This is a genomic window from Subtercola boreus (assembly GCF_003399645.1).
Lineage (GTDB): Bacteria > Actinomycetota > Actinomycetes > Actinomycetales > Microbacteriaceae > Subtercola > Subtercola boreus_A.
The window spans coordinates 75,600-101,854 of the sequence record NZ_NBXD01000013.1 but is presented as its reverse complement, the minus strand read 5'-3'; the positions used below and the strand labels follow the sequence as shown (position 1 = coordinate 101,854).

Sequence of the window (26,255 nt, the reverse complement as noted above, 5' to 3'; positions counted from 1 at the left end):
TCGCCGCTGCCCTCATCCGCTGACGACCAAACGGCTATCCGACGTTATCGTGACCCATCGGCGTGAACCCGACGAGAGCACCTCGAGTCGGCTCGGCGCAATCTGCCGCAGTGAGTCAATTCGCCACGCGCCGAGACCGACCTCGGTCCATTGCTCAGAGAGTTGGTGCGGCGCATAGGTGGCGAAAGGATCGCTCAGAAAGTAGACGATCAGCCCCACACCAGCCACGGCACACCAGCGCTCGTCAGAATCGATGACCGCAGCAGACGGTTCGTCGTCGAACAAGGCGATCCATCGCGTCATTCCGTCAGTCCCGTGCAGCCACGCCGTCTGGCTCTCGGAAACGACCTCGAACCGTGACGAGGCTGCGAGAACCCTGTTACTTGATGAGTCGGCCATCCGTCAACAATAGGTCAAACCGACCTATTCTCACTTTACAGTCTCCGCCTACGCGCCTGCGACAAGCCTCACCGAGATCGAATCGACGGCGCGGCCGATCACGTCGCTCTCGGCCCAGCGTTGCTGGAGACGACCGACCAGCGCGTCGAGAGCGACGCGGTCGAGGCCGGACGCGAGGGTGAGCACAACCACGACCTCAGTTCCGGCTAGGCGGGCGTGGGGGTCCCCGCCGAATAACTGCAGCCTAGAGATCGACCGCTCCCCTCCCGCAGACACCGCGAACGCCTCGTGCACGGCCTCGTCGGCGAGCGCGGTCATCCACGGTTGAGCCTCGGCGATCGCCCAGAGCGCGGGGCGGCGGATCGCGAACTCGGTCGGCGAGGTGGGGTCGAGCACCACGAGGTCGGTGCCCTCGCCGGCCGCCGCCAGCGCGACACGGCGGGCCGGAGTCGGGATGGGACGAGCATCCGGGTTCCAGCGAGACATCGCCTCGGTGGACGTGAAGGCGGGCAGAGCGGTGCGGCCGTCGGGGGCACGCACGGTGACGAGCGAGAGTTCTTGCGTTTTGTCGACTGTGCGGCCATGGTCGTCTACGCCGGTCTCGCCGGCGCGCGCGATCAGCGGAACGAGGAGGCGGGCGTCGCGTACGGCGTCGACGACGGCAGCATGCGCCTCGTGGAGTGCGGCGGCGGTTGCGGCCGCGCCGCCCGCGCGCGCGGTGCCATTCGCAGGAGGTGCCGATGTGTGCGGGACGGCATCAGCGAGCTCGCGGAATCGAGTAAGGGCCGTGATGAGCAACTCGGGAGCGGCTCCGTCGTCAGCGGCGAAGGCGCTTGGGTGCGCGTCGAACGTGCGGCCCGCCCAGGGCTGCCCGGCCGAGTCGGTGCCGTGCCCCCCGTGCGGCGGTTGTCTCCGGGCATCCGTCACTCGGAGGCGACCGCCAGCGCCTCGACGAGCGTGAAGGCGCCGGCGTAGAGGGCGCGGCCGACGATGGCTCCCTCGAGGCCCGCGGGCACCAGGGCGCGCAGCTCGACGAGGTCGTCGAGGCTCGAGATGCCGCCGGAGGCGACAACGGGCTTGTCGGTACGCTGCATCACCTGCTTGAGCAGGTCGACGTTCGGACCCTTCAGGGTGCCGTCTTTCGTGACGTCGGTGACGACGTAGCGGGCGCACCCGGCGTCTTCGAGGCGGGCGAGAACCTCCCAGAGGTCACCGCCGTCCTCGGTCCAGCCGCGGGCAGCGAGCGTCGTCCCGCGAACGTCGAGGCCCACCGCGATGGCGTCTCCGTGGCGGGCGATCGCCTTCGCCGCCCACTCCGGGTTCTCGAGGGCAGCCGTTCCGAGGTTGATTCGGGTGGCACCGCTCGCCAGTGCGTTCTCGAGAGAGGCGTCGTCGCGGATGCCCCCGGAGAGCTCGATCTTGATACCCCTCGCCTCGGCGATCACCCGGCGGATGACGTCGACATTGCTGCCACGCCCGAAGGCGGCGTCGAGATCGACGAGGTGGATCCACTCGGCGCCCTGCGCCACCCAGTCGGCGGCCGCGTCGGCGGGGTCACCGTGGTTCGTCTCGGTGCCGGCCTGGCCCTGGGTCAGGCGCACCGCCTGGCCGTCCGCGATGTCGACGGCGGGCAGCAGCTCGAGCGCGGGGGCGGTGATGGTTTCGGTCATGCGGGTTCCTCGGGGTCTTTCGGAGTGGTGACGGGCAGCGGTTGTCGGGCGCGGGCTACAGGGTGGCAAGCCAGTTCTCGAGGAGCTGCATTCCGGCGTCGCCCGACTTCTCGGGGTGGAACTGGGTGGCTGCGAGCGGCCCGTTCTCGACGGCCGCGATGAAATCGCCACCGTGAGTCGCCCAGGTGACAGACGCGGCGGGCAGGGGTGGTTGTACCTCGAGCTCCCACTTCTGGGCCGCGTTGGAGTGCACGAAGTAGAAGCGCTCGTCGGCCAGCCCCGCGAAGAGGCGCGACGCCACCGGCGGTCGAACGGTGTTCCAGCCCATGTGCGGCAGAACATCCGACGGCAGTTCGTCGACGGTGCCCGGCCACTCACCGAGCCCCTCGCGATCGACCCCTCGCTCGATGCCCCGACCGAAGAGCACCTGCATGCCCACGCAGATGCCGAGCACCGGTCGCCCGCCGGCGAGCCGTTTGTCGATGAGGTCACCGCCCCGAACCCGGTCGAGGGCCTCGATGACCGCACTGAAGGCACCGACCCCGGGGACCAGCAGACCGTCGGCCTCGCCGACACGGGTGCGGTCGGCGGTGAGCTCGACGGATGCCCCCACCTTCTCGAGCGCCTTCACCGCCGAGTGCACATTGCCGCTGCCGTAGTCGAGCACGACCACGCTCTTCGCCGTCACAGCGCGCCCTTGGTCGACGGGATGCCGGAGACCGCCGGGTCGAGCTGCTTGGCGAACCGGAACGCCCGGGCGAAGGCTTTGAACTCCGCCTCGGCGATGTGGTGCGGGTCGCGGCCGCCAAGCACGGTGACGTGCACCGTGAGCCCGGCAGCGAACGTGATCGCCTCGAAGACGTGGCGCACCATCGACCCGGTGAAGTGCCCGCCGATGAGGTGATACTCGAAACCGGCAGGCTCGCCGGTGTGCACGAGGAAAGGTCGGCCGGAGATGTCGACGACGGCCTGCACCAGCGCTTCATCGAGCGGAACGAGCGCGTCGCCGAACCGTGAGATTCCACTCTTGTCGCCCAGCGCCTGGCGGATGGCCTGGCCCAGCACGATTCCCACGTCTTCGACCGTGTGGTGCACATCGATGTCGATGTCGCCCGTGGCCTTCACCGTGAGGTCGGTGAGCGAGTGCTTGGCAAAGGCGGTCAGCAGGTGATCGTAGAACGGAACGCTCGTGTCGATGCTCGATACGCCGGTGCCGTCGAGGTTCAGCGAGAGTTCGATACTCGATTCGCTGGTCTCACGCGTCAGGTGGGCGGTTCTCGGTTCGGTCGACATGCCGAAAAGTCTACCGGGGGGCCTGAAGCGTCGAGCCCTCACCGGTGATGAGCTCGAGAGCGTCGAGAAACGCCGTCGTCTCGGCCTCGGTTCCGGCGCTGACCCGCAGGTGGCCGGGAATGCCCAGGTCACGGATGATCACCTCGCGCTCGAGCAGCTGCTCGAACAACCGGTGCGGGTCGGCCACGCCGCCGAACAGGACGAAGTTCGAGGTGCTCGGGTAGGGGTGGTACCCCAACGCGGTGAGCCTGGTCACCATGCGGTCGCGCTGGCTCTTGATGTCGTCGACCATGGCGAGCATCTCGGGCGCGTGAGCGAGGGCCGCCGTCGCCGCGGCCTGGGTCAGGGCAGAGAGGTGGTAGGGCAGGCGCACCAGTCTCAGCGCATCGCTGATGGCCGGGTCGGCGGCGAGGTAGCCGAGGCGTGCGCCGGCGAAGGCGAAAGCCTTGCTCATGGTGCGGGAGACGATGAGGCGAGGTCGTCCCTCCAGCAGGGAGAGCGCAGTGGGTTCGCCCGCCGGGCCGAACTCCGCGTAGGCCTCGTCGACCACCACGATCTTGTCGGTGGCGTCATAGGCCGAAGCGATCGTCTCGAGCGAGAGCGGTGTGCCGGTCGGGTTGTTCGGCGCGCAGAAGAAGACCAGGTCGGGGTTGGTGCGTTCGACCCACTCGACGGCGGTGGCCGGTGAGATTTCGAAGCCGTCGTCGCGAACGCCGGGAATCCACCGGGTTCCGGTGCCCGCGGCGATGATCGGGTGCATCGAGTACGTGGGCGGGAAGCCCAGGACCGAACGCCCGGGCCCGCCGAATGCCTGCAGGATCTGCTGCAGGATTTCGTTCGAACCGTTCGCCGCCCAGATGTTGTCGCGCGTGAACTCGGTCACGGGCAGCCCCTCGGAAGCCGATTCGGCAACCAGGGCCAGGTTGAGGTAGCCCGCCAGACTGTCGCGGAGCCGGAGGAACTCGCGGTCGGGGTAGCGGTTCACGGTGCGCAACTCGAGAGCCACCGCCTCGATGATGGAACGGGCGACGTCTTCGGGGATCGGGTGCGTGTTCTCGTTCACGTTCAAGGCAACCTTCACCTTGAGCTCGGGAGCACCGTACGGCGACAGCCCCCTCAGGTCGTCACGGATGGGCAGATCGGCGAGAGAAGTCACCCGAACAACTGTAGCGGCCGAGCTTCTCACCCACTCCTCTGGGCCACGTGCACCGGGAGCCCTTCTTCGGGCTACTTCTCGTACTTGGTCGGAATGGCCAGGCGCTGGCCGGGCTGAACCTCGGAGGTCGGAAGCTGGTTGAGGTTCACGATGTCGGCAATGACGTCGCGGGTGTCGGCCGACGAGCTCAGCCCGGAAGCGATGGACCAGAGGCTCTCACCGGAGTGCACCGTGACGTAGCTGAAGTCGGCCTGCTGCGCGCTCGACGTTGCGACGGCCGCAGACCCGCCGAAGATCGCGAACGCGACGAGGGCCGCTGCCAGTGGCAGCGACGCGATCGCGCCGACCACGGCACGGCCACGGCGGGTGAGGTGGAGCCTCGGGCGGCGTGCTTCGGTGCGTGGCGTACCGATCAGGTGTACTGCAGTCATGATGACCTCCGGGATTTCTGTGCCTCTGGTGACTCCTCGGCGCAGGATTCGTATGCGAGACTCGGCCGGGAGCCCGCGCATACGAACCTGTGTTCCGAATATATCTTCGAATGTTCGAATAAACAAGACCGAATCTGTCGCAGATTTCGCGACACACTCGAACATGTGTTTGCAATGCAGGGGGTGTTCGATACAGTTTCGATTGTCTGACCGCACCGGAACCAACACCCACCCTCAGTGAACAACCAACCACTGACACTGGGTTTTCGAAGAGAGATGAGAGCCCGATGGCGAGTGAACGCCTGCCGAGTGAACGCGGCGGAACACGGCGACGCAAGTCGCTCAGCGAGAAGCAGCTGGCCATCCTCGAGGTCATTTCCGAGGCCGTGACCACCCAGGGCTACCCGCCGAGCATGCGGGAGATCGGCGATGCGGTGGGGCTCGCATCCCTCTCCAGCGTCACCCACCAGCTCAACCAGCTCGAACTGAGCGGGTACCTGCGGCGAGACCCGAACCGTCCCCGCGCCCTCGAGGTGCTGATCGACATCCCGAAGAGCGACAGCGCGAACATCGACTCACCGACACCGCACGGCGACGTCGCCCTGGTGCCGCTCGTCGGTCGCATCGCCGCGGGCATCCCGATCACCGCCGAGCAGCAGGTGGAGGAGATCTTCCCGCTCCCCCGCCAGCTCGTCGGCAAGGGCGAACTGTTCATGCTGAAGGTGGTGGGCGAATCGATGATCGACGCGGCCATCTGTGACGGCGACTGGGTCGTCGTGCGCACGCAGCAGACGGCCGAGAACGGTGACATCGTGGCGGCCATGCTCGACGACGAGGCGACCGTCAAAGTGTTCCGCCAGCGCGACGGGCACACGTGGCTGCTTCCCCGCAACTCGAACTTCGAGCCGATCCTCGGCGACTACGCGACCGTTCTCGGCAAGGTCGTCGCGGTTCTCCGCTCGGTGTAGTCCTCGACCGCGTCACAATGACGAGAGGCGCCGCACCCGGCAGGGTGTGGCGCCTCTCGTCGTTGCATCCGAAGCTCGCTCAGCGGGTGCTGAACCCGGCCAGCTGCGACTCGATCTCGGGGGTCACGAGGGCGTGCACATGGGTGCCGCCCTCCTCGTACTGGGTGCTCAGCACCGTGCTGTGCTCGTGCATCTGCGAGACGAGATCGCCGCGGTCGTAGGGCACGAGCACGTCGACCTCGATCGTCGGCGTGGGGAGCATCCGGTCGAGCATCGCCAGGAGTTCGTCGATGCCCTCTCCGGTTCGCGCCGACACGAAGACGGAGCGCGGTTCGAGGCCGCGCAGCACGATGCGGTCGCTCTCCGAGACGAGGTCGCTCTTGTTGAAGACCACGAGCTCGGGGATGTCGCGGGCTCCGGCGTCGCCGATGACATCGCGCACCGTGGCGAGCTGGCTCGCGGGGTCGGGGTGCGATCCGTCGACGACGTGCACGATGACATCCGCGTCGGCGACCTCTTCGAGCGTGGACCGGAACGCCTCGACGAGCTGCGTCGGCAGGCTGCGCACGAACCCGACGGTGTCGACGAAGGTGTACTCCCGGCCGTCGTTCGTCTGGGTGCGGCGCACGGTCGCGTCGAGGGTCGCGAAGAGCGCGTTCTCGACGAGGAGCCCGGCACCCGTGATGCGGTTCAGAAGAGATGACTTGCCCGCGTTCGTGTAGCCGGCGATAGCCACAGACGGTACCGTGTTGCGCTTGCGGTTCGCTCGCTTGGCCTCACGGGCGGGCTTCATTGCGGCGATCTGCTTACGCAGCCTCGCCATGCGGGTGTGGATGCGGCGACGGTCGAGCTCGATCTTCGTCTCACCCGGCCCACGTGACCCCATACCGGCTCCCGCCCCACCGACCTGGCCACCGGCCTGGCGCGACATCGAGTCACCCCAGCCGCGGAGCCGCGGCAGCAGGTACTCGAGCTGGGCGAGTTCGACCTGCGCCTTGCCTTCGCGGCTTTTGGCGTGCTGGCTGAAGATGTCGAGGATGACCGCCGTGCGGTCGATGACCTTGACCTTCACCACATCTTCGAGCGCACGCCGCTGGCTGGGCGCGAGCTCGCTGTCGGCGATGACGGTGTCGGCGCCCAGCGCCTTGACCACTCCCGCGAGCTCCTCCGCCTTACCCTTCCCGAAGTAGGTGCTGGGGTCGGGCGTCGCGCGCCGCTGCAGCAGTCCGTCGAGCACCGCGGCACCCGCTGTCTCGGCGAGGGCGGCGAGCTCGTGCAGTGAATTCTCGGCGTCTTCGAGCGTGCCCTGGGTGTAGACACCGATCAGCACCACGTTCTCGAGCCGCAGCTGCCGGTACTCGACTTCAGTGACGTCTTCGAGCTCGGTCGACAGCCCGGCCACGCGGCGGAGCGCCTGCCGGTCGGCGCGGTCGAACTGGTCGCCGTCGTGATCGCCGGCGTCAGGGCGATCTGCCGTGCCGCGCTGCAGGGCCTGCGCGCTGCCGGGGGTGAACAGGGCGTAACCGGATGACCGGCTCTCCGAACGCGCGAGAACGCGGCCCACGGCATCCTGGGTCACTGTGTTCGTGGTGCCCTCTGGGGAGTCACCGGCCTGCTCAGTGGCGGCAGGAACCCCGTCGGGGAAAGATGAATCGTGTTCAGTCATTGGATTCAAGGATAGACCTCTCGTTTGCTACATTCCCTCTATGGCTACCGACAGCGGGCACTACTTCTCTGCACGCCCGGCGACGGAACTCCGGTTGAAGGAGATCTCGGTCAACCTGGCCGGCCGTGACATCGTCGCCACGACAGCCGGCGGTGTGTTCAGCCCCAACCAGGTCGACGCCGGAACTCAGGTTCTGCTGGCGAAGACGCCTCCCCCGCCCTCCGGCGGGGACCTGCTCGATGTCGGCTGCGGGTGGGGCCCGATCTCGCTCGCCCTCGCTCTGCTGTCGCCCGACGCCACCGTGTGGGCCGTTGACGTCAACGAGCGGGCTCTCGATCTGGTGAGGACGAACGCTGCCCATCTCGGCCTCGGTAACGTCAACGCGGTACTGCCCGACGATGTTCCCGAGGGGATGCGTTTCGCGACGATCTGGTCGAACCCGCCGATCCGGGTCGGAAAAGATGAGCTGCACGGTCTGCTGCTGCGCTGGCTCCCCCGCCTCGAACCCGGCTCAGATGCGTGGCTGGTCGTTCAGCGCAACCTCGGTTCGGACTCGCTGCACCGCTGGCTCGAGAGCTCGCTGGCGCCGGAGTTCGAGGTGACGCGCCAGGCGACCGACAAGGGATACCGCGTGCTGCGGGCACGGCTTCAGGGGTGACGGCACGGTCGCCGGTTCAACCGGCGCTGTGGATGCACTGCCATCCGGCGCACGGGGCCGCGCATCGCCTCAGTCGAGTGTGACGTCGCCCTGGAAGACCAGCTCGGCGGGCCCCGACAGGGCCACGTGCTCGCCGTCTTCGGTGGCGTACATGCGAACGCCCACCGCACCACCGGGAACCTCCACGCGCCACTGGTTCGGTGCACCGGCTCCGGCCCAGTAGCGGATGGCGAGGGCAGCAGCCACGGCACCTGTGCCGCAGGAGAGCGTCTCACCGCTGCCCCGCTCGTGCACGCGCATGCGGATGTGACCGACCCCATTGCGCACGAGCGGCTCGAGCGGAACGACGAATTCGACGTTAGCGCCCTCCACGGGCTCGGGCTCGACATGCGGGATGAACGTGAGGTCGGCCGTCTCCAGCTCGGCCTCGTCGGCCAGCGCCACGACCACGTGAGGGTTCCCGACGTTGATGCCGAGCCCGGGGCGGGCGACCTGCAGGTTCTTGGCCCGAACGAGCGGCTCCCCGCCATCGAGGCGCCACCGGCCGAGGTCGGCCTGGAAGCCGGTGAGGTTGCGCTGCACATCGACCACGCCAGACCGGGTTCCGATGACCAGGGTGTCACCCTGTTCGAGTTCGGCCAGACCGTTCTCGAGCAGGTACTTCGCGTAGACCCGGATTCCGTTGCCGCACATCTCGGCCGGCGACCCGTCGGCATTGTGGTAGTCCATGAACCACTCGGCGGCAGCATCCTCGTCGAGCGAACGCGCGCCCTCGGCGATCATCGTCGACTTCACGGCCCTGATCAGCCCGTCGGCACCGATGCCGAAGTGCCGGTCGCAGAGCGAGGCGATCTGGGTGGGCGTGAGGTCGATCTCACCATCGGCATCGGTGAAGAGTACAAAATCGTTTCCCGTGCCCTGGCCCTTGGTGAAATGCAGATCGATGCCCATGCGCCAAGCCTAGGGGCTCGGGCTCGGCAGAACCTGCGCGACCACCTCGGCCACCAGCCCCGGATCGTCGGCATCGAACCAGCGCGCTTCGCGGTAGCGCCGAAACCAGCTCACCTGCCGCCTCGCATACCGCCGGGTGAGTGACTGGGCCTCGGCGATGGCATCCGTCTGGGTCATGGTGCCCCGCAGCTCGCCGAGCGCCTGCGCGTAGCCGATGGCGCGCTGGGCGGTCGTGCCGCGCTCGATCCCCAGCGGGAGGAGCGCCTCGACCTCCGCCAGCAGCCCGTTCTGCCACATCGCTTCGACACGGCGGTCGAGCCGCCCGACCAGCAGTTCACGCGGGTGTCGCAGCGCGACGATCGAGGTCGGGCGCCACCACACCGGTTCCTCGGGAAGTTGGCCGGACACGGGTCGGCCGGTCAGTTCGATCACTTCGAGAGCTCGGATGATCCGCCGCGCGTTGTGGGGGCCGATGGATGCCGCGGCTCCGGCATCAGCGTCAGCCAATCGGGCGAACAACACGGGGAGCCCCTGCCGCTCGAGTTCAGCCTCGAGCGACCGGCGCACCGCTTCATCCCGAACCGGAAACTGAAAATCGTAGATCACCGACGAGACGTAGAGGCCCGAGCCCCCCACCAACACGGGCAGGGCACCGCGGGCGATGATGTCGTTGACGGCGGCCCGCGCGTCACGCTGGTAGTCGGCCACCGAACCGTCGGCGGTCACATCGAGCACGTCGAGGAGATGATGGGGAATGCCCCTCCGTTCGTCGACCGAGAGCTTCGCCGTGCCGATGTCCATGCCGCGGTAGAGCTGCATCGCGTCGGCGTTGACGATCTCGACCGGGCGGCCCGCCGCCGCACTCTGCTCGGCGATGGCCAGCGACAGCTCGGACTTGCCGGTGCCGGTCGCTCCGACGACGGCGACCAGATCGGGTGAGCCGGTCACCGCCCGCTCAGCGCTGTTCGTCGAGAAGATCGTAGATGGGAGTCGTCGAGACCCGCATGGTGGGCAGACCGAGGGAGACACGACCGCCTCCGGTCGCGTCGCCCGAGGCCTCGCCCGCGTGCGCCGGAACCGCACACGAGTCGGCCTGGTCACGTTCCCACGCGTCACCGGCGCGGGTACGGCGCACCGCGAGCGGCGCACCGTCGGGCGAGTCGGCGATGAGATAGTACGGCTTGGCGCCCGTCACCTCGACGCTGACCATGTCACCGGGCCGCGGGATGGGCGAACCCTCCGGCACGTCGAAATGCACCAGCCGGCTGTCCTCTGCACGACCGCTGAGACGTTTCGTGTCGGCGTCTTTGCGACCTTCACCGGCGGCGACCAGCAGCTCGACACGACGGCCGACGACGCGCTGGTTCTCCTCCCAGCTGATGCGGTCCTGCAGCGCCATCAGACGCTCGTACCGCTCCTGCACGATCTGCTTCGGAACCTGGTCGGCCATTGTGGCGGCGGGAGTGCCCGGCCGGATCGAGTACTGGAAGGTGAAGGCCGTCGCGAAACGTGCCAGCTCGACCACACGAAGCGTCTCCTGGAAGTCTTCCTCGGTCTCGCCGGGGAAGCCCACGATGATGTCGGTGCTGATCGCCGCGTGCGGCATCTGGGCGCGCACCCGGTCGAGGATGCCCAAGAACTTCTCCGACCGATAGGAGCGCTTCATGGCTTTGAGGATGCGATCGGAACCCGACTGCAGCGGCATGTGCAGCTGCGGCATGACGGCCGGGGTCTCGGCCATCGCATCGATGACATCATCGGTGAACGCGGCCGGGTGGGGGCTGGTGAAGCGGATGCGCTCGAGGCCCGGAATCGTACCCGCCGCCCGCAGCAGTTTGCCGAACGCCTGCCGGTCGCCGAACTCGACGCCGTAGGAGTTCACGTTCTGACCGAGCAGGGTGACCTCGATGGCGCCATCGTCGACGAGGGACTGGATCTCCCGCAGCACCTCACCGGGCCGGCGGTCTTTCTCCTTGCCGCGGAGAGAGGGAACGATGCAGAACGTGCAGGTGTTGTTGCAGCCCACCGAGATGGAGACCCAGCCGCTGTAGCTCGAGTCTCGTTTGGTCGGAAGTGTCGAGGGGAACGTCTCGAGTGCGTCGAGGATCTCGAGTTGCGCTTCGCCGTTGTGGCGCGCCCGCTCGAGCAGGCTCGGCAACGCCCCCATGTTGTGCGTGCCGAAGACCACGTCGACCCAGGGAGCTTTCGCGAGGATGGTCGACTTGTCTTTCTGGGCAAGACAGCCACCCACGGCGATCTGCATTCCCTCGTGGCGCTTCTTGACCGAGGCGAGGTAGCCGAGGTTGCCGTAGAGCTTGTTGTCGGCGTTCTCGCGCACGGCGCAGGTGTTGATGACCACCACGTCAGCCTCGCCGCTCTCGTCACGAATGTAACCCGCCGCTTCAAGCGAACCACTCAGTCGTTCGGAGTCGTGCACGTTCATCTGGCAGCCGTAGGTGCGCACCTCGTAGGTGCGCACCCGCCCGGAATCTTCAGTCGCCGCGGACGACGGCAGGATGATCGTCGGGGCTTCAGTCACACTGCTCATAGTGACCCCAGTCTACGTTCGACTAGCGGAAGCGAACCCCGCGAGGCTGCGGCGTGAGCGCCGCAGCGACGGCCGCCCTGATGATGGCGGACGGGTACCCCTTGCGCATGAGGAACGACGTGAGCCGGCGCTCGGCTGTCGCTGAGTCGAGACGGGCCAACGACGGCGCCCGCTTCTGGGCCAGCTCGACAGCGCGCTGCAGTTCGTCATCGTCGTCGAGCGCCTCGATCGCCGCAGAGATGATCTCGGCCTGGATGTGGCGTGCCGACAGCTCTGCCTTGATCTGCGAGCGGCCGAGCCCTGTGCGACGGTGAAGCGACTCCACCAGGTTCTGGGCGAGCTCGAAGTCGTCGATGTAGCGGTTCTCGCGATACCGCTCGAGGAACGGCTCGAGCTCGTGCAGCTGCACCCCGTTCGTCGAGAGGAGCCGCGTGACCTCCCACTCGGAGAGACCTTTGCGGGCCAGAGCCTTCACGACGATGTTCTCGAGGAACGCGGCGCGCTCGCCCTCGCTCATCGGCTCCTCTTCGAGTTCGGTTTCGGAGTCGTCGTCGTCCGTCCACCAGACCGTCGGCAGCGCGGGCTCCGACACCGGCGGCGCGGTCTCGGGCACAGTCGATGCTGCCGCGACCTCTTCCTCCTTCGGAGGAAAGGCGCCGGGGAGATACGAAACCCTGGCGGTCACGCCTAGGCTCCCTTGCGCGCGGCGATCTTGGGGGCAATCGCCTCCACCGGCGCTGAACCGGTCGCACCGGCACCCTTGGCGTCGGCGACAACCGCCTTGGGAGCCTTGGGGTCTTCGAGCAGCCCGAGCTTGATCTTGATCTTGGTCTCGATCTCGTTCGCCACGTCGGGGTTCTCTTTGAGGAACCGACGCGAGTTCTCCTTGCCCTGGCCGAGCTGCTCGCCGTCGTAGGTGTACCAGGCACCGGACTTGCGAACGATCTCGTGCTCGACCCCGAAGTCGATGAGGCTGCCCTCACGGGAGATGCCGATGCCGTAGATGATGTCAAACTCGGCCTGCTTGAATGGCGGGGCCATTTTGTTCTTCACGACCTTCACCCGGGTGCGGTTACCGACGGCCTCCGTCCCCTCCTTGAGGGTTTCGATGCGGCGGATGTCGAGACGGATCGACGCATAGAACTTCAACGCCTTGCCGCCGGCCGTGGTCTCGGGGCTGCCGAAGAAGACGCCGATCTTCTCGCGCAGCTGGTTGATGAAGATCATGGTGGTGTTGGTCTGGTTGAGGCCACCGGTGAGCTTGCGGAGGGCCTGCGACATCAGGCGGGCCTGCAGCCCGACGTGGGAGTCACCCATCTCGCCCTCGATCTCGGCGCGCGGCACGAGAGCCGCGACGGAGTCGATGACGATCAGGTCGATCGACCCGGAGCGCACGAGCATGTCTGCGATTTCGAGCGCCTGCTCTCCGGTGTCGGGCTGCGACACCAGCAGGGCGTCGATGTCGACGCCGAGCTTCTTGGCATACTCGGGGTCGAGGGCGTGTTCGGCGTCGATGAAGGCGGCGATACCACCGTCGCGCTGGGCGTTCGCGATGGCGTGCAGCGTCAGCGTGGTCTTACCCGAGGACTCCGGGCCGTAGATCTCGACGATGCGGCCGCGGGGCAGGCCACCGATGCCGAGGGCGACGTCGAGCGCGATCGAACCGGTGGGGATCACCTCGACGGGCGCGCGGTCGTCGCTGCCCAGGCGCATGACAGAGCCTTTGCCGAACTGGCGGTCGATCTGGGCGAGTGCTGTCTCGAGAGCTTTTTCACGAGTGGCGTCTGAGGGCATTGTTACGTCTCCTTGAATCAGGTGCTCGCCGAACCCGGGATGTCTCCCGGATCTGCGCCGCGGTACGGTGCGCCTATAGGCTGTCGCGCCGGAGTGACGACGCCCCTCTCGGGCGACACCTCAAGCTGACGACAAGGCTTTATTCGCGTTTCGTTTCTTACCCTCACCACGGTATGGAGAGCCACTGACACTGTCGGGCGCCAGCTTCCATTCTGTGGATAACAGGGAGAAAACGTCTGCTGTGAAGGAGACTAACGGATTCGAACACATCTTCGACAGACACCGTCGGTGTGTCGCAGTATTCGAACATACGTCTAGCGGGGCTGAGGCAACCCGACGCCGTACCACCGGCTCTGGGGCACATCGGCGGCCCGGCAGAGCGCCAGCCAGACCTCGCGGGTGTCTTCACCGGCACTGATCGCCTGCTCGGCCGTGAGCCCGTCGAACTCGTGCAAGACGAGGTCGCCTGTCACCACACGACCGTAACCCGCACCGAACTCGTCGAGGACGGCCTGGCGGAATTCGCTGACCCGCACCGCTTAGCGGGCCGCCAGGGACGCGTCGAAGCCGGCCACGAACTCATCGGGAACGGTGTCGGGGATGGTGTCGATGCCCTCGATGACAGCCAGACGGTCACCGACCTCGCGCATGATCACCGAGATGGGGGTGTCGAGGGCGTCAGCGACCGAGGCGAGAATCTCGCTGGAGGCTTCTTTCTGACCACGCTCGACCTCGCTGAGGTACCCGAGCGCCACGCTCGCCTTGCTGGCGACCTGCCGAAGGGTTCTACCCTTCTGAAGACGGAAGTCCCGCAGTACGTCGCCGATTTCCTGACGAACTAAAATCATCGGAGCCTCCTTAGCTGTTCTCTGCCCGCTGACGGTGTGTATTCGTGGTGCTGCCGATATCAGGTGGGTCGAAACCCGAATCGCGTACCACAAACTCTAAACGACCCAGACTGGTGTTTCGTCGTTAATGACAACAGGTGTAACGAGATCGAAACCTGAGTCATTCCCGCGCAACCATCTCAGATCTGGGCTCTCAGAATGCGCACGGCCTCACTCACCGCTGCGGCTCTGATCTGACCCCGGTCTCCGCTGAGGTGCAACGCCACGCTGCGGGTGCGCCCATCGCGGGAGAGACCGATGAAGACGATTCCCTCGGGGTGTCCGTCCTGGGGGCCCGGGCCCGCGACACCCGTTGTGGCGATGCCCATCGAGGCCGGTGAGCCGTCAACGGCCAGGACGTGGCGTGCGCCCTCGGCCATCTGTTCCGCGACCTCCGGATGCACGGGGCCGAACTTTCGCAGCAGATCACCGTCGACCCCGAGCACCGACGCCTTGATCGCAGTGTTGTACGCCACGATCCCGCCGTAGACCACACCAGAGGCGCCCGCCGGGCGGATCAGTTCAGCGACGAGCAGGCCACCGGTCAACGACTCGGCAACCGCAACGGTCTCACCGAGGCGCGTCAGGTCGGCGATCAACCGCGCGGTGAGGTCGACGCCGTCATCCGTCACGTCGACGCCGTCATCCGTCACGCGGAGGCACTCCCGGCCGAGCCGGTCTTGGCGGCACGGTTCAACCGGTAGTCCTGGTAGAGGTAGTCGAGACCGGTGATCACCGTGAGCACGAAGGCGATGGCCATGAAGATCGTGTTGACCACGAACATCCCGTCGCCGAACGGCACCCAGAGCGGCAGGAGTGCCAGCGAGATCGCGATCGACTGCGCCAGCGTCTTCAGCTTGCCGCCGCGCGAGGCCGGGATGACCCGGCGGCTCAGCACCGCGAAGCGGAACACGGTGATGCCCACCTCGCGGATGAGGATGATGATCGTGACCCACCACGGCAGCTCGGCCAGGATCGACAGCCCCACCAGTGCGGCACCCGTCAGAACCTTGTCGGCGATCGGATCGAGGATCTTGCCGAGGTCGGTGACCTGGTTGTTCTTCCGTGCGAGGTGCCCATCGACCCCGTCGGTCGCGATAGCGAGGATGAAGAGTATGGCAGCCAGATAGCGAACCACACCGTCTGCACCGTTGTCGGCGAGCAGCATCCAGAAGAACACCGGCGCGAGAATGATGCGCACGATGGTGATGCCGTTCGGCAGGTTCCAGTTGCTGGACCTGGGCGCGGCTGCCGCCGGTGCGTCGGGCGAAATGCTCATGTTGCTACTCTCTGCCGGTGAGACCCCACGCGTCGTCGTCAGACGGGGCCTCCACCTCAGGATAGCCGGGGCCGGGCTCCGCGAGAGGATCGCTGTACGACATCTCGTCGGGTTCGCGCCCGTACTCGGCCGACGCCGAGGGGGTGGCCGCAACATCCGGAGCCGCCGCCGGCGAGCGACCCGGAACAGACGCGGCGTCGGCTCCCCGCAGCATCGCCAGCACTTCGGGGAGTTGCTCGGCCGTCACCAGCACGTCGCGGGCCTTCGAGCCCTCCGACGGGCCGACGATCTCGCGGGACTCGAGGAGGTCCATCAGGCGGCCGGCCTTTGCGAAACCGACCTTGAGCTTGCGCTGAAGCATCGACGTCGAACCGAACTGGGTGTTGACGATGAGCTCGGCGGCCTGCAACAAGACCTCGAGGTCGTCGCCGATGTCGGAGTCGATCTGCTTCGAGACGGCAGCGACCGTGACGTCGTTGCGGTACTCCGGGCGGGCCTGGCGGGTGACGTGCTCGACCACCTTCGCGATCTCGGACTCGCTCACCCACGCACCCTGCACGCGGATCGACTTCGACGCGCCCATCGGGAGGAAGAGCGCGTCGCCCTGCCCGATGAGCTTGTCGGCGCCGGGCTGGTCGAGGATGACGCGGGAGTCGGTGACGCTGGTCACCGCGAAGGCGAGGCGCGACGGCACGTTGGCCTTGATCAGGCCCGTCACCACATCGACGCTCGGGCGCTGGGTGGCGAGAACGAGGTGGATTCCGGATGCCCGTGCCAGCTGGGTGATGCGAACGATCGAGTCTTCCACATCCCTCGGGGCCACCATCATGAGGTCCGCGAGCTCGTCGACGACGATGAGCAGGTAGGGGTACGGCTTCAGTACGCGACTGCTGCCGACCGGCAGCACGAGCTCCTTGTTCACGACCGCCCTGTTGAAGTCGTCGATGTGACGGAACCCGAAGCTCTCGAGGTCGTCGTACCGCATGTCCATCTCCTTCACGACCCAGGCCAGCGCTTCGGCGGCCTTCTTCGGGTTCGTGATGATGGGCGTGATGAGGTGCGGAACACCCTGGTACGCCGTGAGCTCGACACGCTTCGGGTCGATGAGCACCATGCGCACCTCGGCGGGCGTGGCCCGCATCAGGATGCTCGTGACCATCGAGTTCACAAAGCTCGACTTGCCCGACCCGGTCGAGCCGGCGACGAGGAGGTGGGGCATCTTCGCGAGGTTCGCGATGATGAACTTGCCCTCGACGTCTTTACCGACTCCGATCGTCATCGGGTGCGTGTCGTTCGTGGCCTTCGCCGAGCGCAGAACGTCGCCGAGCACGACGATCTCACGGTCGGTGTTCGGGATCTCGATGCCGATCGCGCTCCGCCCCGGGATCGGTGACAGGATGCGGACCTCGTTGCTCGCGACCGCGTAGGAGAGGTTCTTGCTGAGCGCCGTGACGCGCTCGACCTTGACGCCCGGGCCGAGCTCGATCTCGTACCGCGTGACGGTCGGGCCTCGGGAGAACCCGGTGACCTTCGCGTCGACCTGGAATTGCGAGAGCACGTCGGTGAGCGCGTGCACGATGTCGTCGTTCGCCTGCGAGCGGGCCTTCGAGGGCTCCCCCAGGGCGAGGCTGCCGACGGGCGGCAGCGAATAGTTCAGCGCCTCGAGCTCCTTGACCTCGGCGAGAGGGATGAACGTGTCGTCGGGTGCCAGGCCCGGAAGGGCATCCGGAGCCGTCGCCGACGGAGCGGCCGACATCGGCTTCGTGGCGGGGGCGCCCGCCGACGGAGCGGCCGTCTCGCCGAACAGCACGCCGGTGAACGAGGCGTCCATCGCGGCATCGTCGCGGATGCCCGTCGCCGACTTCGAGCCGGGCAGGATCTCGCCCGTGAAACGCTTGACAGCCTGCTCGGCTGCCTCCATGTCGCCGAGCAGCGCGGCGTCGAACCCGCGGCTCTCATCGATCGTGCGATCGATGACCTCGGCCGGCGGGGTGCGGTCCTCGATGTGGATCGGCCCTCGGTCAGCCTTCGTCGGTGACACGGCCGTGGTGGGGATGATCGGAGAATCGAAGGCGGGGTCTTCTTCGCGGCCGCTCTTGTTGCGCCGCCACCAGGGCAGCGACTCGTCGTTCACGTGGTCGAAGTCGAGTTCGAGGTCGCCGGTCTGTGCGCCGCCGCGCTTCGCGGCCCTGGCCGCCTTCGCCGCCTCCACCGCCTTGGGGTCGCGTGCCTCGGGGGCTTCACCGAAGGCGGCGCCGAAGAGGTAGGCGTAGAGCTCGCGCGAACGCGAGGCGATCTTGTTCGGCGGGGTCTTGGTGATGATGAACAGGGAGAGCAGCAGCAGAGCGCAGACGACGATCGTGGCACCGACCGGCGTGATCACCAGCACGAGGGGGGCCGCTATCACCCAGCCGAGAACGCCGCCCGCTGTCGCGAGCGCCTCCATGCCCGCGGCGGGCGACGGCTGCCCGCTGAAGATGTGACAGAGACCCGAGACGGTGAGCAGCAGGATGCCCAGCCCGATTCCGATGCGCCCGTTGTCGTTGACGGAGTTCGGATGCCGGAACAGCCAGATGGCGAGAAGCAGCATCACCACCGGAAGAGCGTAGGCGACCCGGCCGAACAGACCGCCGAAGGTGTAGGCGTCGAGCAGATTGGCCACCGGACTCGCGACCAGGAACCATTCGATGACGGCGCCCGCGACGGCGAGCAGGAAGAGCAGGAACGGAAACCCGTCGCGGCGCTCCTCTTTCGCGAGCTTCTCGTGCCCGAACGCGCGCGCGGCGCCGCCGACAAGGTGCGCGAGGCCGAGCCACACCGTGGTGAAGATACCGGTGCCGTCATGCTCGACCGGGTACTTCAGGGTCTTCTGCGTCGCGGTCTGGGCCGGCTTCACGGGTGCCTTTGCTGGCGCCTTGCGCCCGCCGTTACCCGCTCCGGCGCCCGCCGCGCCGCGCGCGCGGGAGTTCGCTCTGGTACTCGTAGCCATGCGATCACGCTAGTCGGGGCCGCCGGCAAAGCCCCGGCGGCGCACCGCATCCGGCTGACATTCGCTCACAGGCCGCCGGTGCGATTCGAGTGGTTCACGATCTCGCAGTAGATGTTGACGACGGCCGTCGGCAGCAGGTCGCCCGCGTACGACACCTGGCCCGGCTGGAAGTCGATGGTCTGGTTCGACACTGCCGAGTACACGTTCACCACGCAGGTGTGACCGCTCTCGCTGACCGGCACCAGCCCCGAGAAGGAGAACGAGCCTCCCCCGTAGGTCGTCAGGTCGAGCGGGTAGAACGTCGTGCCTCCGCAGAGCATCCGCGTCCCGTAGCTCGACAGAGAGAACGTTGCGCCCGCACCGCTCACGAGCCCCTGCACCGGAACGTACGCCGCTCCCCCATTCTGCGCCGCGGTCGGCACGACGAAGCCGGCGTAGGTGTACCCCACCACCGGCGGGGCCACCGGCCCGGCTTGCGCCGCCCCCGCCCCGCCGAGAACGAGCGCAACGGATGCCGCACCGGCGATCATGAGGCCACAGGCGCGGCGAGCGGGTGGAGAAGAAATGGTGACAGACGACATAGGAGTCCTTTCGGTGGGTGGTACCCGTAGAGACGCCGAAGGCCCGCTCGCATTACGCGAACGGGCCAGATTGCTGCCGGAGAACCGTGCTGCGCTGGGAGCCGGCGGCCGTTCAGGCCGCCGGCCGCGCTCACCTAGGCCTCGATCACGACCGGGACGATCATCGGGCGGCGGCGGTACGACGTGTTGACCCAGCGGCCGACCGTGCGGCGCACGACCTGCTGCAGGGCGGGGATGTCGCGGCTGCCGTTGCCGACGGCCTCGGCCAGGGCGGACGCGATCTTCGGCTTGACCTTGTCGAAGACCGAGTCGTCTTCGGCGAAACCCTTCGCATGGATCTCGGGGCCCACCACGATGCGGCCCGTTCCGGCCTCGATGACGACGATGATCGAGATGAACCCTTCCTCGCTCAGCACGAGGCGGTCCTTGAGGTCGTCGTCGGTGACCTCGCCGACACTCTGGCCGTCGACGTACACGAAGCCGAGGTCGTACTGGCCGACGACGGTCGCGATGCCGTCGCGCAGGTCGATGACGGTGCCGTCGTCGGCGAGGATGGTGTTGCGCGCCGGCACGCCGGTCTCGATGGCGAGCTGCGCGTTGGCGACGAGATGACGGTACTCGCCGTGCACCGGCATCACGTTCTTGGGCTTCAGGATGTTGTAGCAGTACAGCAGCTCGCCCGCCGAGGCGTGACCGGAGACGTGCACCTTCGCGTTGCCCTTGTGCACCACGGTCGCACCGAGCTTGGTGAGGCCGTTGATGACGCGGTACACCGCGTTCTCGTTGCCGGGGATGAGCGAGGAGGCCAGGATGACCGTGTCACCGGGCCCGACCTCGATCTGGTGCTCGAGGTTGGCCATGCGCGAGAGCACGGCCATCGGCTCTCCCTGCGAACCGGTCGACATGTACACGATCTTGTCGTCGGGGATGTCGCCGGCCTTCTTGAAGTCGACGAGAACACCCTCGGGAACCTTGAGGTAGCCCAGCTCCTCCGCGATGCCCATGTTGCGGACCATCGAGCGGCCGAGCAGCGCCACACGCCGCCCGTTGGCGTGGGCAGCATCCAGAACCTGCTGCACCCGGTGCACGTGCGAGGAGAAGCTGGCAACGATCACGCGGCGCGGGGCCTTCGCGATGACGCTCTCGAGCACCGGGCCGATCGTGCGTTCCGACGGGGTGAACCCGGGAACGTCGGCGTTGGTCGAGTCGGGGAGGAAGAGGTCGACGCCAGCCTCGCCGAGGCGGGCGAAGGCGCGGAGGTCGGTGATGCGGTTGTCGAGCGGCAGCTGGTCCATCTTGAAGTCACCGGTGTGCAGAACGACACCGGCGACGGTCTTGATGGCGACGGCCAGAGCGTCGGGGATCGAGTGGTTCACGGCCACGAACTCGAGTTCGAACGGGCCCATCTTCTCGATCTGGCCCTCCTCCACCTGGAAGGTGTAGGGCTTGATGCGGTGCTCCTTGAGCTTCGCCTCGACGAGAGCGAGGGTGAGGCCCGATCCGATGAGCGGGATGTCGTTCTTCAGCCGGAGCAGGTACGGCACGGCCCCGATGTGGTCTTCGTGGCCGTGGGTGAGAACGATTCCGACGACATCCTTCAGGCGGTCCTTCACCAGACTGAAGTCGGGCAGGATCAGGTCGACACCGGGCTGCGTCTCTTCGGGGAAGAGCACGCCGCAGTCGACGATGAGCAGCTTGCCGTTGATCTCGAAGACGGTCATGTTTCGACCGATCTCGCCGAGGCCACCGATCGGAATGACGCGCAGGGTGTCTTTTTCGAGGGGACGGGGTTCGTATGAAGCGTTGGGCATATGCCCTCCTTGAGTGTGTGTAGTTGTGAAGATGTGCCGCGTTCTAGCGGGTCGTGCCAGGAATCTTGGGCAGCGCGCCACCGGCGGCTGCGTTTCTGTCGGGGCGGAAGTTGGTGAAGCTGACCCCGGGGATGCTCCGCACGAGATCGATCTCGTCTTCGATCTTTGCCGCTTCCCACTCTTCGGGGCCGACGAGGGGCAGGCGCACGCGCGGGCTCGAGATGCGCCCCAGGCCGTGCAGGATGTACTTCGCCGCCACCGTGCCGGGCACGTGGGTCATGGTCGCGCGAACCAGGGGCTCGAGCGCCTGGTGCATGGCGGTGGCCGTGGCGAGGTCGCCTGCATTCACCGCGTCGATCATGATGCGGTAGGGGCGCGCCGCGATGTTGTTCGTGACCCCGATGAGGCCGGTCGCGCCGATCGAGAGGGCCGGCAGCACGTTCGCGTCGTCGCCCGAGAAGTAGAGCAGGTCGGTCTGGTTCAGTACCCGGCTGACCTCGCTGAAGTCGCCCTTGGCGTCTTTGATGGCCAGGATGTTCGGATGCTTCGCCGCACGCAGAATGGTGTCGTAGCTGATCGGAATGCCGGTGCGACCGGGAATGTCGTACAGGATGACCGGCAGATCGGTCGCGTCGGCGATCATCCGAAAGTGCGTGAGCACCCCTGCCTGCGTGGGCTTGTTGTAGTAGGGGGTCACGACGAGGTTGCCGTCTGCGCCCGCCTTCTCGCTCTGCTTCGCGAGCTGCATCGCGTGCGCCGTCTCGTTGGAGCCGCCGCCGGTGATGATCTTGGCGCGGCCGCCTGACACGGACTTGCCCACCTCGACCAGCCGGATCTTCTCCGGGTCGGTGAGGGTGGAGGTCTCACCGGTCGTGCCGGTGACGACAATGCCATCGGCACCGTCGGTGATCACGCTGTCGATGTGCTTCTCGACGCTGGCCCAGTCGACTTCGCCGTCGGCGGTGAACGGAGTGACCAGGGCAACGAGCACCTGGCCGAACGGGTTCTGGGAGTTCGCTACAGCCACGCTTACAGGGTAGCGGTCATTGCGTGGGCGCTCGGTCAGAACCCGAGCCTGCCCAGCTGCTTGGCGTCGCGCTGCCAGTCTTTCGCCACCTTGACACGGATGCTCAGGAAGACCTGTTTGCCCACCAAGGGCTCGATCGAGGCCCGGGCCCGGGCGCCGACATCGCCCAGCCGGCTGCCCGACTTGCCGATGATGATGCCCTTCTGGCTGTCGCGCTCGACGAACAGGTTCGCATAGATCTCGACGAGGTCGCGGTCGTCGCGCTCGATCATGTCGTCGATGGTGACGGCGATCGAGTGCGGCAGTTCGTCCTGCACCCCTTCGAGCGCTGCCTCCCGAATCAGTTCCGAGATGCGGGACTCGAGCCCCTCATCGGTTCTCGCGTCGTCGGGGTACAGCTTGTCGGAGCGCGGCAGCAGCTTGATGAGCTCGGCCGTCAGAATGTCGAGCTGCAGGTTGCTGGTCGAGGAGATCGGGATGATCGCCTCCCAGTTGCGCAGTTGGGAGATGGCCAGCAGCTGCTCAGCGACGGCCGGGCGGGATGCCGCGTCGATCTTCGTCACGATCGCCACCTTCTTCGCCCCCGGGAACGCGTCGAGCTGCTCATTGATGAACCGGTCGCCGGGACCGAGCTTCTCGTCGGCGGGGATGCAGAACCCGATCACGTCGACATCGCCGAGGGTCGACTGCACGACGGCGTTCAAGCGTTCGCCGAGCAGGGTGCGCGGGCGGTGCATTCCCGGGGTGTCGACCAGGATGAGCTGGCCCGTCGGGCGGTGCACGACGCCCCGGATGGCGCGGCGGGTGGTCTGCGGCTTCGAGCTGGTGATCGCCACCTTCTCACCGACCAGAGCGTTGGTGAGGGTGGATTTGCCCACGTTGGGGCGCCCCACGAAGGAGACGAATCCCGCGCGGAAGTCGGGGTCGGTGACGCTCTCTGAGCCGATCATCGGGGGTCCTTTGCGGTGGTGGTGGAGTCGGAACGGTCAGACGTAACGGCGACGGCCGCCGCCGCGACGGCTCGGGTGACGAGAACGGTGCTGATGCGCCGGCGCCGGTCGGTGCGCTCGGCGGTCAGGGTGAGCCCGGCGACGTGCGCCACCGAGCCGGGAACGGGCAGTCGCCCCAGAGCTTTGCCGAGCAGACCGCCGACGGAGTCGACATCGTCGTCATCGAGCTCGAGGCCGAACAGCTCGCCGAGTTCGTCGACAGCGAGGCGGGCGCTCACCCGGTACTCACCGAACGAGAGCTCCTCGACCTCGACGATCTCACGGTCGTATTCGTCGGAGATGTCGCCCACGAGTTCTTCGATCAGGTCTTCCATCGTCACGAGACCGGCGATGCCGCCGTATTCGTCGACCACCATCGCCAGGTGGTTCGACTCCAGCTGCATCTGGCGGAGAGTGTCGTCGACCTTCTTGGACTCCGGGATGAACAGGGCCGGCCGGGAGAGACTGTCTGCGGTGACCACGTCGACCTGCTTGGGCTTCTCATACGTCAGCCGGGCGGCGTCGCGGAGGTACAGCACGCCGACGATCTCGTCGACGCTGCCCTGCACCACGGGCATCCGGCTCACCCCCCGGCTCAGGAAGAGACCCATGCTCTGGCCGACCGTCGCGTCGTGCTCGACCGTCACCATGTCGGTGCGGGGCAGCATCACCTCTCGCACCACGGTGTCGTTGAACTCGATGATGGAGTGGATGAGCTCGCGATCGTCTTCTTCGAGCACATCGAGCTCCGTGGCCTCGTCGACCATGCTGAGCAGTTGCTCTTCTGAGGAGAAGGATGCCGAACGCACGCGACCGGGGGTCACCCGGTTGCCGATCGCCACCAGGGCGTTCGCCACCGGCCCGAGGAGTACGCGCAGCAGGTGCACCGGCACGGCGCTCACGATGACCACGCCGCGGGCGTGCACGCGACCGACGCTGCGCGGGCTCGAACCGACGAGCACGAACGAGACACCGGTCATGATGAGGATCGACAGCAGCAGCGCGAGCCAGATCTGGTCGATGCTGAAGGCGAGCACGATCGTGACCAGCACCGCCGCGGAGGTCTCGGCGACGATGCGCACGAAGTTGACCACGTTCTGGTGCGGGCCGGTGTCTTCGGCGATCGCCCGCAGGGAACGCTTCGCGCGGGACCGGTCGGCGAGCTCCAGGATGTCGGCCCGGGAGAGGGAGGCCATCGCCGAATCCGCGGCGGCGAAGAGCCCACCGAGGGCGATGAGAACGAGGGCGATTGCGATGAACGGGCCGACGGGAGGGAGATCGGTCATGTGCGGCGGCGGCGCTCCTTCATGGCGAAACCGACGAGAATGTCACCCTGGATGCCGAACATCTCTTTCTCTTCGGCGGGTTCTGCGTGGTCGAAACCGAGTAGGTGCAGTATTCCGTGGGTCGTCAGCAGCAGCAGTTCTTCGAGGGTGGAGTGACCGGCGGTCTGAGCCTGGCCCTCGGCGACCTGCGGGCAGAGCACGACATCGCCGAGCAGCCCGGCGGGCGTCGGTGCCTCCTCGGTACCGGGGCGCAGTTCGTCCATCGGGAAGCTCAGCACGTCGGTGGGGCCGGGTTCGTCCATCCACTGCACGTGCAACTGCTCCATGGCTGCCTCGTCGACCAGCACGATCGCCAGCTCGGCGTCGGGATGCACGTGCATCTGGTCGAGCGCGTAGGTCGCGAGCCGCAACAACGCTTTCTCGTCGACGGGGATCGCCGACTCGTTGTTCACTTCGATGCTCATGCGCGTTCTCCTCGCCGGGCTGCGGCGCTTGCTCGATTGGCCTGCTGGATCTGGTCGTACTTCGTGTAGGCGTCGACGATCTGCCCCACGAGCGTGTGGCGCACGACATCGTCACTGGTCAGCGTAGCGAAGTGGATGTCGTCGATCTCGTCGAGCACGCCGCGCACCACCTGGAGACCGCTGGTTCCGAGCGGCAGGTCGATCTGCGTGATGTCGCCGGTGACGACCATCCGCGAGCCGAAGCCCAGCCGGGTGAGGAACATCTTCATCTGCTCGGGCGTGGTGTTCTGGGCCTCGTCGAGAACGATGAAGGAGTCGTTCAGCGTACGGCCGCGCATATAGGCGAGAGGTGCGACCTCGATGGTGCCGGTTGCCAGCAGTTTCGGCACGATCTCAGGGTCGAGCATCTCATTGAGCGCATCGAAGAGTGGTCGCAGATAGGGATCGATCTTGTCGGTCAGCGAGCCGGGCAGGTACCCGAGTCGCTCGCCCGCTTCGACCGCCGGGCGGGTCAGGATGATGCGGTTGACCTCTTTGCGCTGCAGCGCCTGCACGGCCTTCGCCATCGCGAGGTACGTCTTGCCGGTACCGGCGGGACCGATACCGAACACGATCGTGTTCTCGTCGATCGCGTCGACGTACTTCTTCTGGCCCAGTGTCTTGGCGCGCACCGTCTTGCCGCGGCTCGACACGATCGGCTCGCCGAGCGCTGCCGACGGCGAGAGGGTGCTGCCCGCATCGAGCATGCGCGCCGAAGCGGTCACCTCGATCTCGGTCAGGTCGTCGTTGCCGTTCTTCACCATCTCGACCAGCTCTTCGATGAGCCTCCTGGCCGCTTCGACGTCGCCGTTCGGACCCTGCAGTGTGATCTCGTTGCCGCGGACGTGGATGCTCACCTGCGGGTACTGCTTCTCGACCAGGGTGACCAGTCGGTCTTGCGGGCCGAGCAGGCGGACCATGGCGAGGCCGTCGACGTGGATGACCGCATCGGAGGTGATGCTGTTGGTGCCTCTGGAACCGGTGTCAGAACGTGGCAAGTGAACCTTCTTTGAGATCGCCCGCGAGAACGTGGGCATGAACATGAAAAACGGTCTGGCCTGCGCCCTCGCCGGTGTTGAAGACCAGACGGAAGTCACCGTCGGCGTGCTCGATCGCGAGCTTCTGGGCGACCTCGACGACCTCGGCGAGCAGGCCGGGATCACCGGCGGCGAGCTCGACGACAGTGGCATACTGCTCGGTCTTCGGCACGACGAGGATGTGCACGGGAGCTTTCGGGGCGACGTCGTTGAACGCGATCACGCGTTCGGTTTCGGCGACGATGGTCGCCGGGATCTCGCGCCGCACAATGCGGGTGAAGATCGACGGTTCGGGCGTTTCTGACATACCCCCATCTTAAGTGGAGCCCCTG

28 protein-coding genes are annotated in these 26,255 nt (G+C 66.9%); 2 read left to right on the top strand and 26 right to left on the bottom strand.

The features are described 5' to 3' along the window. Positions 1 to 12 precede the first annotated feature (12 nt). The 7 genes from B7R24_RS06075 to B7R24_RS06045 form a co-directional block, all read right to left on the bottom strand. Positions 13 to 303: a hypothetical protein gene (locus tag B7R24_RS06075; protein ID WP_147303978.1), complete on the bottom strand. Its 291-nt coding sequence runs from the start codon at positions 301 to 303 to the stop codon at positions 13 to 15. 144 nt (positions 304 to 447) lie between these two features. Continuing rightward, entirely contained in the window at positions 448 to 1,326 is an 879-nt protein-coding gene (locus B7R24_RS06070; protein WP_116418079.1) for an SseB family protein, read from the bottom strand. Then, positions 1,323 to 2,069, bottom strand: a complete 747-nt coding sequence (gene priA / locus B7R24_RS06065; RefSeq protein WP_116418078.1) for a bifunctional 1-(5-phosphoribosyl)-5-((5-phosphoribosylamino)methylideneamino)imidazole-4-carboxamide isomerase/phosphoribosylanthranilate isomerase PriA — start codon at positions 2,067 to 2,069, stop codon at positions 1,323 to 1,325. The genes B7R24_RS06070 and priA overlap by 4 nt, the downstream gene beginning before the upstream one ends. A gap of 55 nt (positions 2,070 to 2,124) precedes the next feature. Continuing rightward, positions 2,125 to 2,757, bottom strand: coding sequence for an imidazole glycerol phosphate synthase subunit HisH (gene hisH / locus B7R24_RS06060; RefSeq protein WP_116418077.1), 633 nt, complete (start codon positions 2,755 to 2,757; stop codon positions 2,125 to 2,127). Further along, on the bottom strand, positions 2,754 to 3,362 hold the full coding sequence (gene hisB, locus B7R24_RS06055) for an imidazoleglycerol-phosphate dehydratase HisB (RefSeq protein ID WP_116418076.1): 609 nt from the start codon (positions 3,360 to 3,362) through the stop codon (positions 2,754 to 2,756). The genes hisH and hisB overlap by 4 nt, the downstream gene beginning before the upstream one ends. Positions 3,363 to 3,372: 10 nt before the next feature. Continuing rightward, entirely contained in the window at positions 3,373 to 4,518 is a 1,146-nt protein-coding gene (locus B7R24_RS06050; RefSeq protein ID WP_116418075.1) for a histidinol-phosphate transaminase, read from the bottom strand. Positions 4,519 to 4,589: 71 nt separating this feature from the next. Then, positions 4,590 to 4,949: a LysM peptidoglycan-binding domain-containing protein gene (locus B7R24_RS06045; protein ID WP_116418074.1), complete on the bottom strand. Its 360-nt coding sequence runs from the start codon at positions 4,947 to 4,949 to the stop codon at positions 4,590 to 4,592. Positions 4,950 to 5,236: 287 nt separating this feature from the next. Between B7R24_RS06045 and lexA the strand changes: the two genes are divergently transcribed. After that, complete coding sequence (gene lexA / locus B7R24_RS06040; protein ID WP_116418073.1) at positions 5,237 to 5,917, top strand: transcriptional repressor LexA; 681 nt, start codon at positions 5,237 to 5,239, stop codon at positions 5,915 to 5,917. A gap of 79 nt (positions 5,918 to 5,996) precedes the next feature. Here lexA and hflX read toward each other — a convergent pair whose 3' ends face one another. After that, positions 5,997 to 7,583, bottom strand: a complete 1,587-nt coding sequence (hflX, locus tag B7R24_RS06035; protein ID WP_116418072.1) for a GTPase HflX — start codon at positions 7,581 to 7,583, stop codon at positions 5,997 to 5,999. Positions 7,584 to 7,623: 40 nt separating this feature from the next. Between hflX and B7R24_RS06030 the strand changes: the two genes are divergently transcribed. Continuing rightward, positions 7,624 to 8,241, top strand: coding sequence for a class I SAM-dependent methyltransferase (locus B7R24_RS06030; RefSeq protein WP_116418071.1), 618 nt, complete (start codon positions 7,624 to 7,626; stop codon positions 8,239 to 8,241). A 69-nt stretch (positions 8,242 to 8,310) separates the two neighbouring features. Here B7R24_RS06030 and dapF read toward each other — a convergent pair whose 3' ends face one another. The 18 genes from dapF to B7R24_RS05940 form a co-directional block, all read right to left on the bottom strand. Continuing rightward, the gene (gene dapF / locus B7R24_RS06025; protein WP_116418070.1) at positions 8,311 to 9,192 is read right to left on the bottom strand and encodes a diaminopimelate epimerase; all 882 of its coding nucleotides are present in this window, start codon (positions 9,190 to 9,192) and stop codon (positions 8,311 to 8,313) included. Positions 9,193 to 9,201: 9 nt separating this feature from the next. Beyond that, positions 9,202 to 10,140 (bottom strand): tRNA (adenosine(37)-N6)-dimethylallyltransferase MiaA, encoded by a 939-nt coding sequence (gene miaA, locus B7R24_RS06020; RefSeq protein ID WP_116418069.1) that lies wholly within the window; start codon positions 10,138 to 10,140, stop codon positions 9,202 to 9,204. Between the two features lie 7 nt (positions 10,141 to 10,147). Next, positions 10,148 to 11,740, bottom strand: a complete 1,593-nt coding sequence (gene miaB, locus B7R24_RS06015; RefSeq protein WP_116418068.1) for a tRNA (N6-isopentenyl adenosine(37)-C2)-methylthiotransferase MiaB — start codon at positions 11,738 to 11,740, stop codon at positions 10,148 to 10,150. Between the two features lie 22 nt (positions 11,741 to 11,762). After that, a complete protein-coding gene (locus B7R24_RS06010; RefSeq protein ID WP_116418067.1) occupies positions 11,763 to 12,425 on the bottom strand; it encodes a regulatory protein RecX in 663 nt (220 codons plus the stop codon). A 2-nt stretch (positions 12,426 to 12,427) separates the two neighbouring features. Next, positions 12,428 to 13,534 carry a recombinase RecA gene (recA, locus tag B7R24_RS06005; RefSeq protein ID WP_116418066.1) on the bottom strand — a complete coding sequence of 369 codons (1,107 nt, stop codon included), beginning with the start codon at positions 13,532 to 13,534 and terminating at the stop codon, positions 12,428 to 12,430. A 314-nt stretch (positions 13,535 to 13,848) separates the two neighbouring features. Continuing rightward, positions 13,849 to 14,070, bottom strand: coding sequence for a DUF3046 domain-containing protein (locus B7R24_RS06000; RefSeq protein ID WP_116418065.1), 222 nt, complete (start codon positions 14,068 to 14,070; stop codon positions 13,849 to 13,851). 3 nt (positions 14,071 to 14,073) lie between these two features. Next, on the bottom strand, positions 14,074 to 14,382 hold the full coding sequence (locus B7R24_RS05995; protein ID WP_116282533.1) for a helix-turn-helix domain-containing protein: 309 nt from the start codon (positions 14,380 to 14,382) through the stop codon (positions 14,074 to 14,076). Between the two features lie 179 nt (positions 14,383 to 14,561). Continuing rightward, a complete protein-coding gene (locus B7R24_RS05990) occupies positions 14,562 to 15,074 on the bottom strand; it encodes a CinA family protein (protein ID WP_253259294.1) in 513 nt (170 codons plus the stop codon). Next, the gene (gene pgsA / locus B7R24_RS05985) at positions 15,071 to 15,700 is read right to left on the bottom strand and encodes a CDP-diacylglycerol--glycerol-3-phosphate 3-phosphatidyltransferase (RefSeq protein ID WP_116418064.1); all 630 of its coding nucleotides are present in this window, start codon (positions 15,698 to 15,700) and stop codon (positions 15,071 to 15,073) included. Before pgsA ends, B7R24_RS05990 begins: the two co-directional genes overlap by 4 nt. A gap of 4 nt (positions 15,701 to 15,704) precedes the next feature. After that, positions 15,705 to 18,689: an FtsK/SpoIIIE family DNA translocase gene (locus B7R24_RS05980; RefSeq protein ID WP_116418063.1), complete on the bottom strand. Its 2,985-nt coding sequence runs from the start codon at positions 18,687 to 18,689 to the stop codon at positions 15,705 to 15,707. A 65-nt stretch (positions 18,690 to 18,754) separates the two neighbouring features. Then, a complete protein-coding gene (locus B7R24_RS05975) occupies positions 18,755 to 19,270 on the bottom strand; it encodes a hypothetical protein (RefSeq protein WP_116422253.1) in 516 nt (171 codons plus the stop codon). A gap of 134 nt (positions 19,271 to 19,404) precedes the next feature. Continuing rightward, complete coding sequence (locus B7R24_RS05970; RefSeq protein WP_116418061.1) at positions 19,405 to 21,081, bottom strand: ribonuclease J; 1,677 nt, start codon at positions 21,079 to 21,081, stop codon at positions 19,405 to 19,407. Between the two features lie 43 nt (positions 21,082 to 21,124). Continuing rightward, complete coding sequence (gene dapA / locus B7R24_RS05965) at positions 21,125 to 22,108, bottom strand: 4-hydroxy-tetrahydrodipicolinate synthase (protein WP_116418060.1); 984 nt, start codon at positions 22,106 to 22,108, stop codon at positions 21,125 to 21,127. Positions 22,109 to 22,143: 35 nt separating this feature from the next. Next, positions 22,144 to 23,058 (bottom strand): GTPase Era, encoded by a 915-nt coding sequence (gene era, locus B7R24_RS05960; RefSeq protein ID WP_116418059.1) that lies wholly within the window; start codon positions 23,056 to 23,058, stop codon positions 22,144 to 22,146. Next, positions 23,055 to 24,383, bottom strand: a complete 1,329-nt coding sequence (locus B7R24_RS05955; protein ID WP_116418058.1) for a hemolysin family protein — start codon at positions 24,381 to 24,383, stop codon at positions 23,055 to 23,057. The genes era and B7R24_RS05955 overlap by 4 nt, the downstream gene beginning before the upstream one ends. Then, positions 24,380 to 24,847, bottom strand: coding sequence for an rRNA maturation RNase YbeY (gene ybeY, locus B7R24_RS05950; protein ID WP_116418057.1), 468 nt, complete (start codon positions 24,845 to 24,847; stop codon positions 24,380 to 24,382). Before ybeY ends, B7R24_RS05955 begins: the two co-directional genes overlap by 4 nt. Continuing rightward, positions 24,844 to 25,884 carry a PhoH family protein gene (locus tag B7R24_RS05945; RefSeq protein ID WP_437123509.1) on the bottom strand — a complete coding sequence of 347 codons (1,041 nt, stop codon included), beginning with the start codon at positions 25,882 to 25,884 and terminating at the stop codon, positions 24,844 to 24,846. The genes ybeY and B7R24_RS05945 overlap by 4 nt, the downstream gene beginning before the upstream one ends. Next, positions 25,871 to 26,230: a histidine triad nucleotide-binding protein gene (locus B7R24_RS05940; RefSeq protein WP_116418055.1), complete on the bottom strand. Its 360-nt coding sequence runs from the start codon at positions 26,228 to 26,230 to the stop codon at positions 25,871 to 25,873. The genes B7R24_RS05945 and B7R24_RS05940 overlap by 14 nt, the downstream gene beginning before the upstream one ends. Positions 26,231 to 26,255 lie beyond the last annotated feature (25 nt).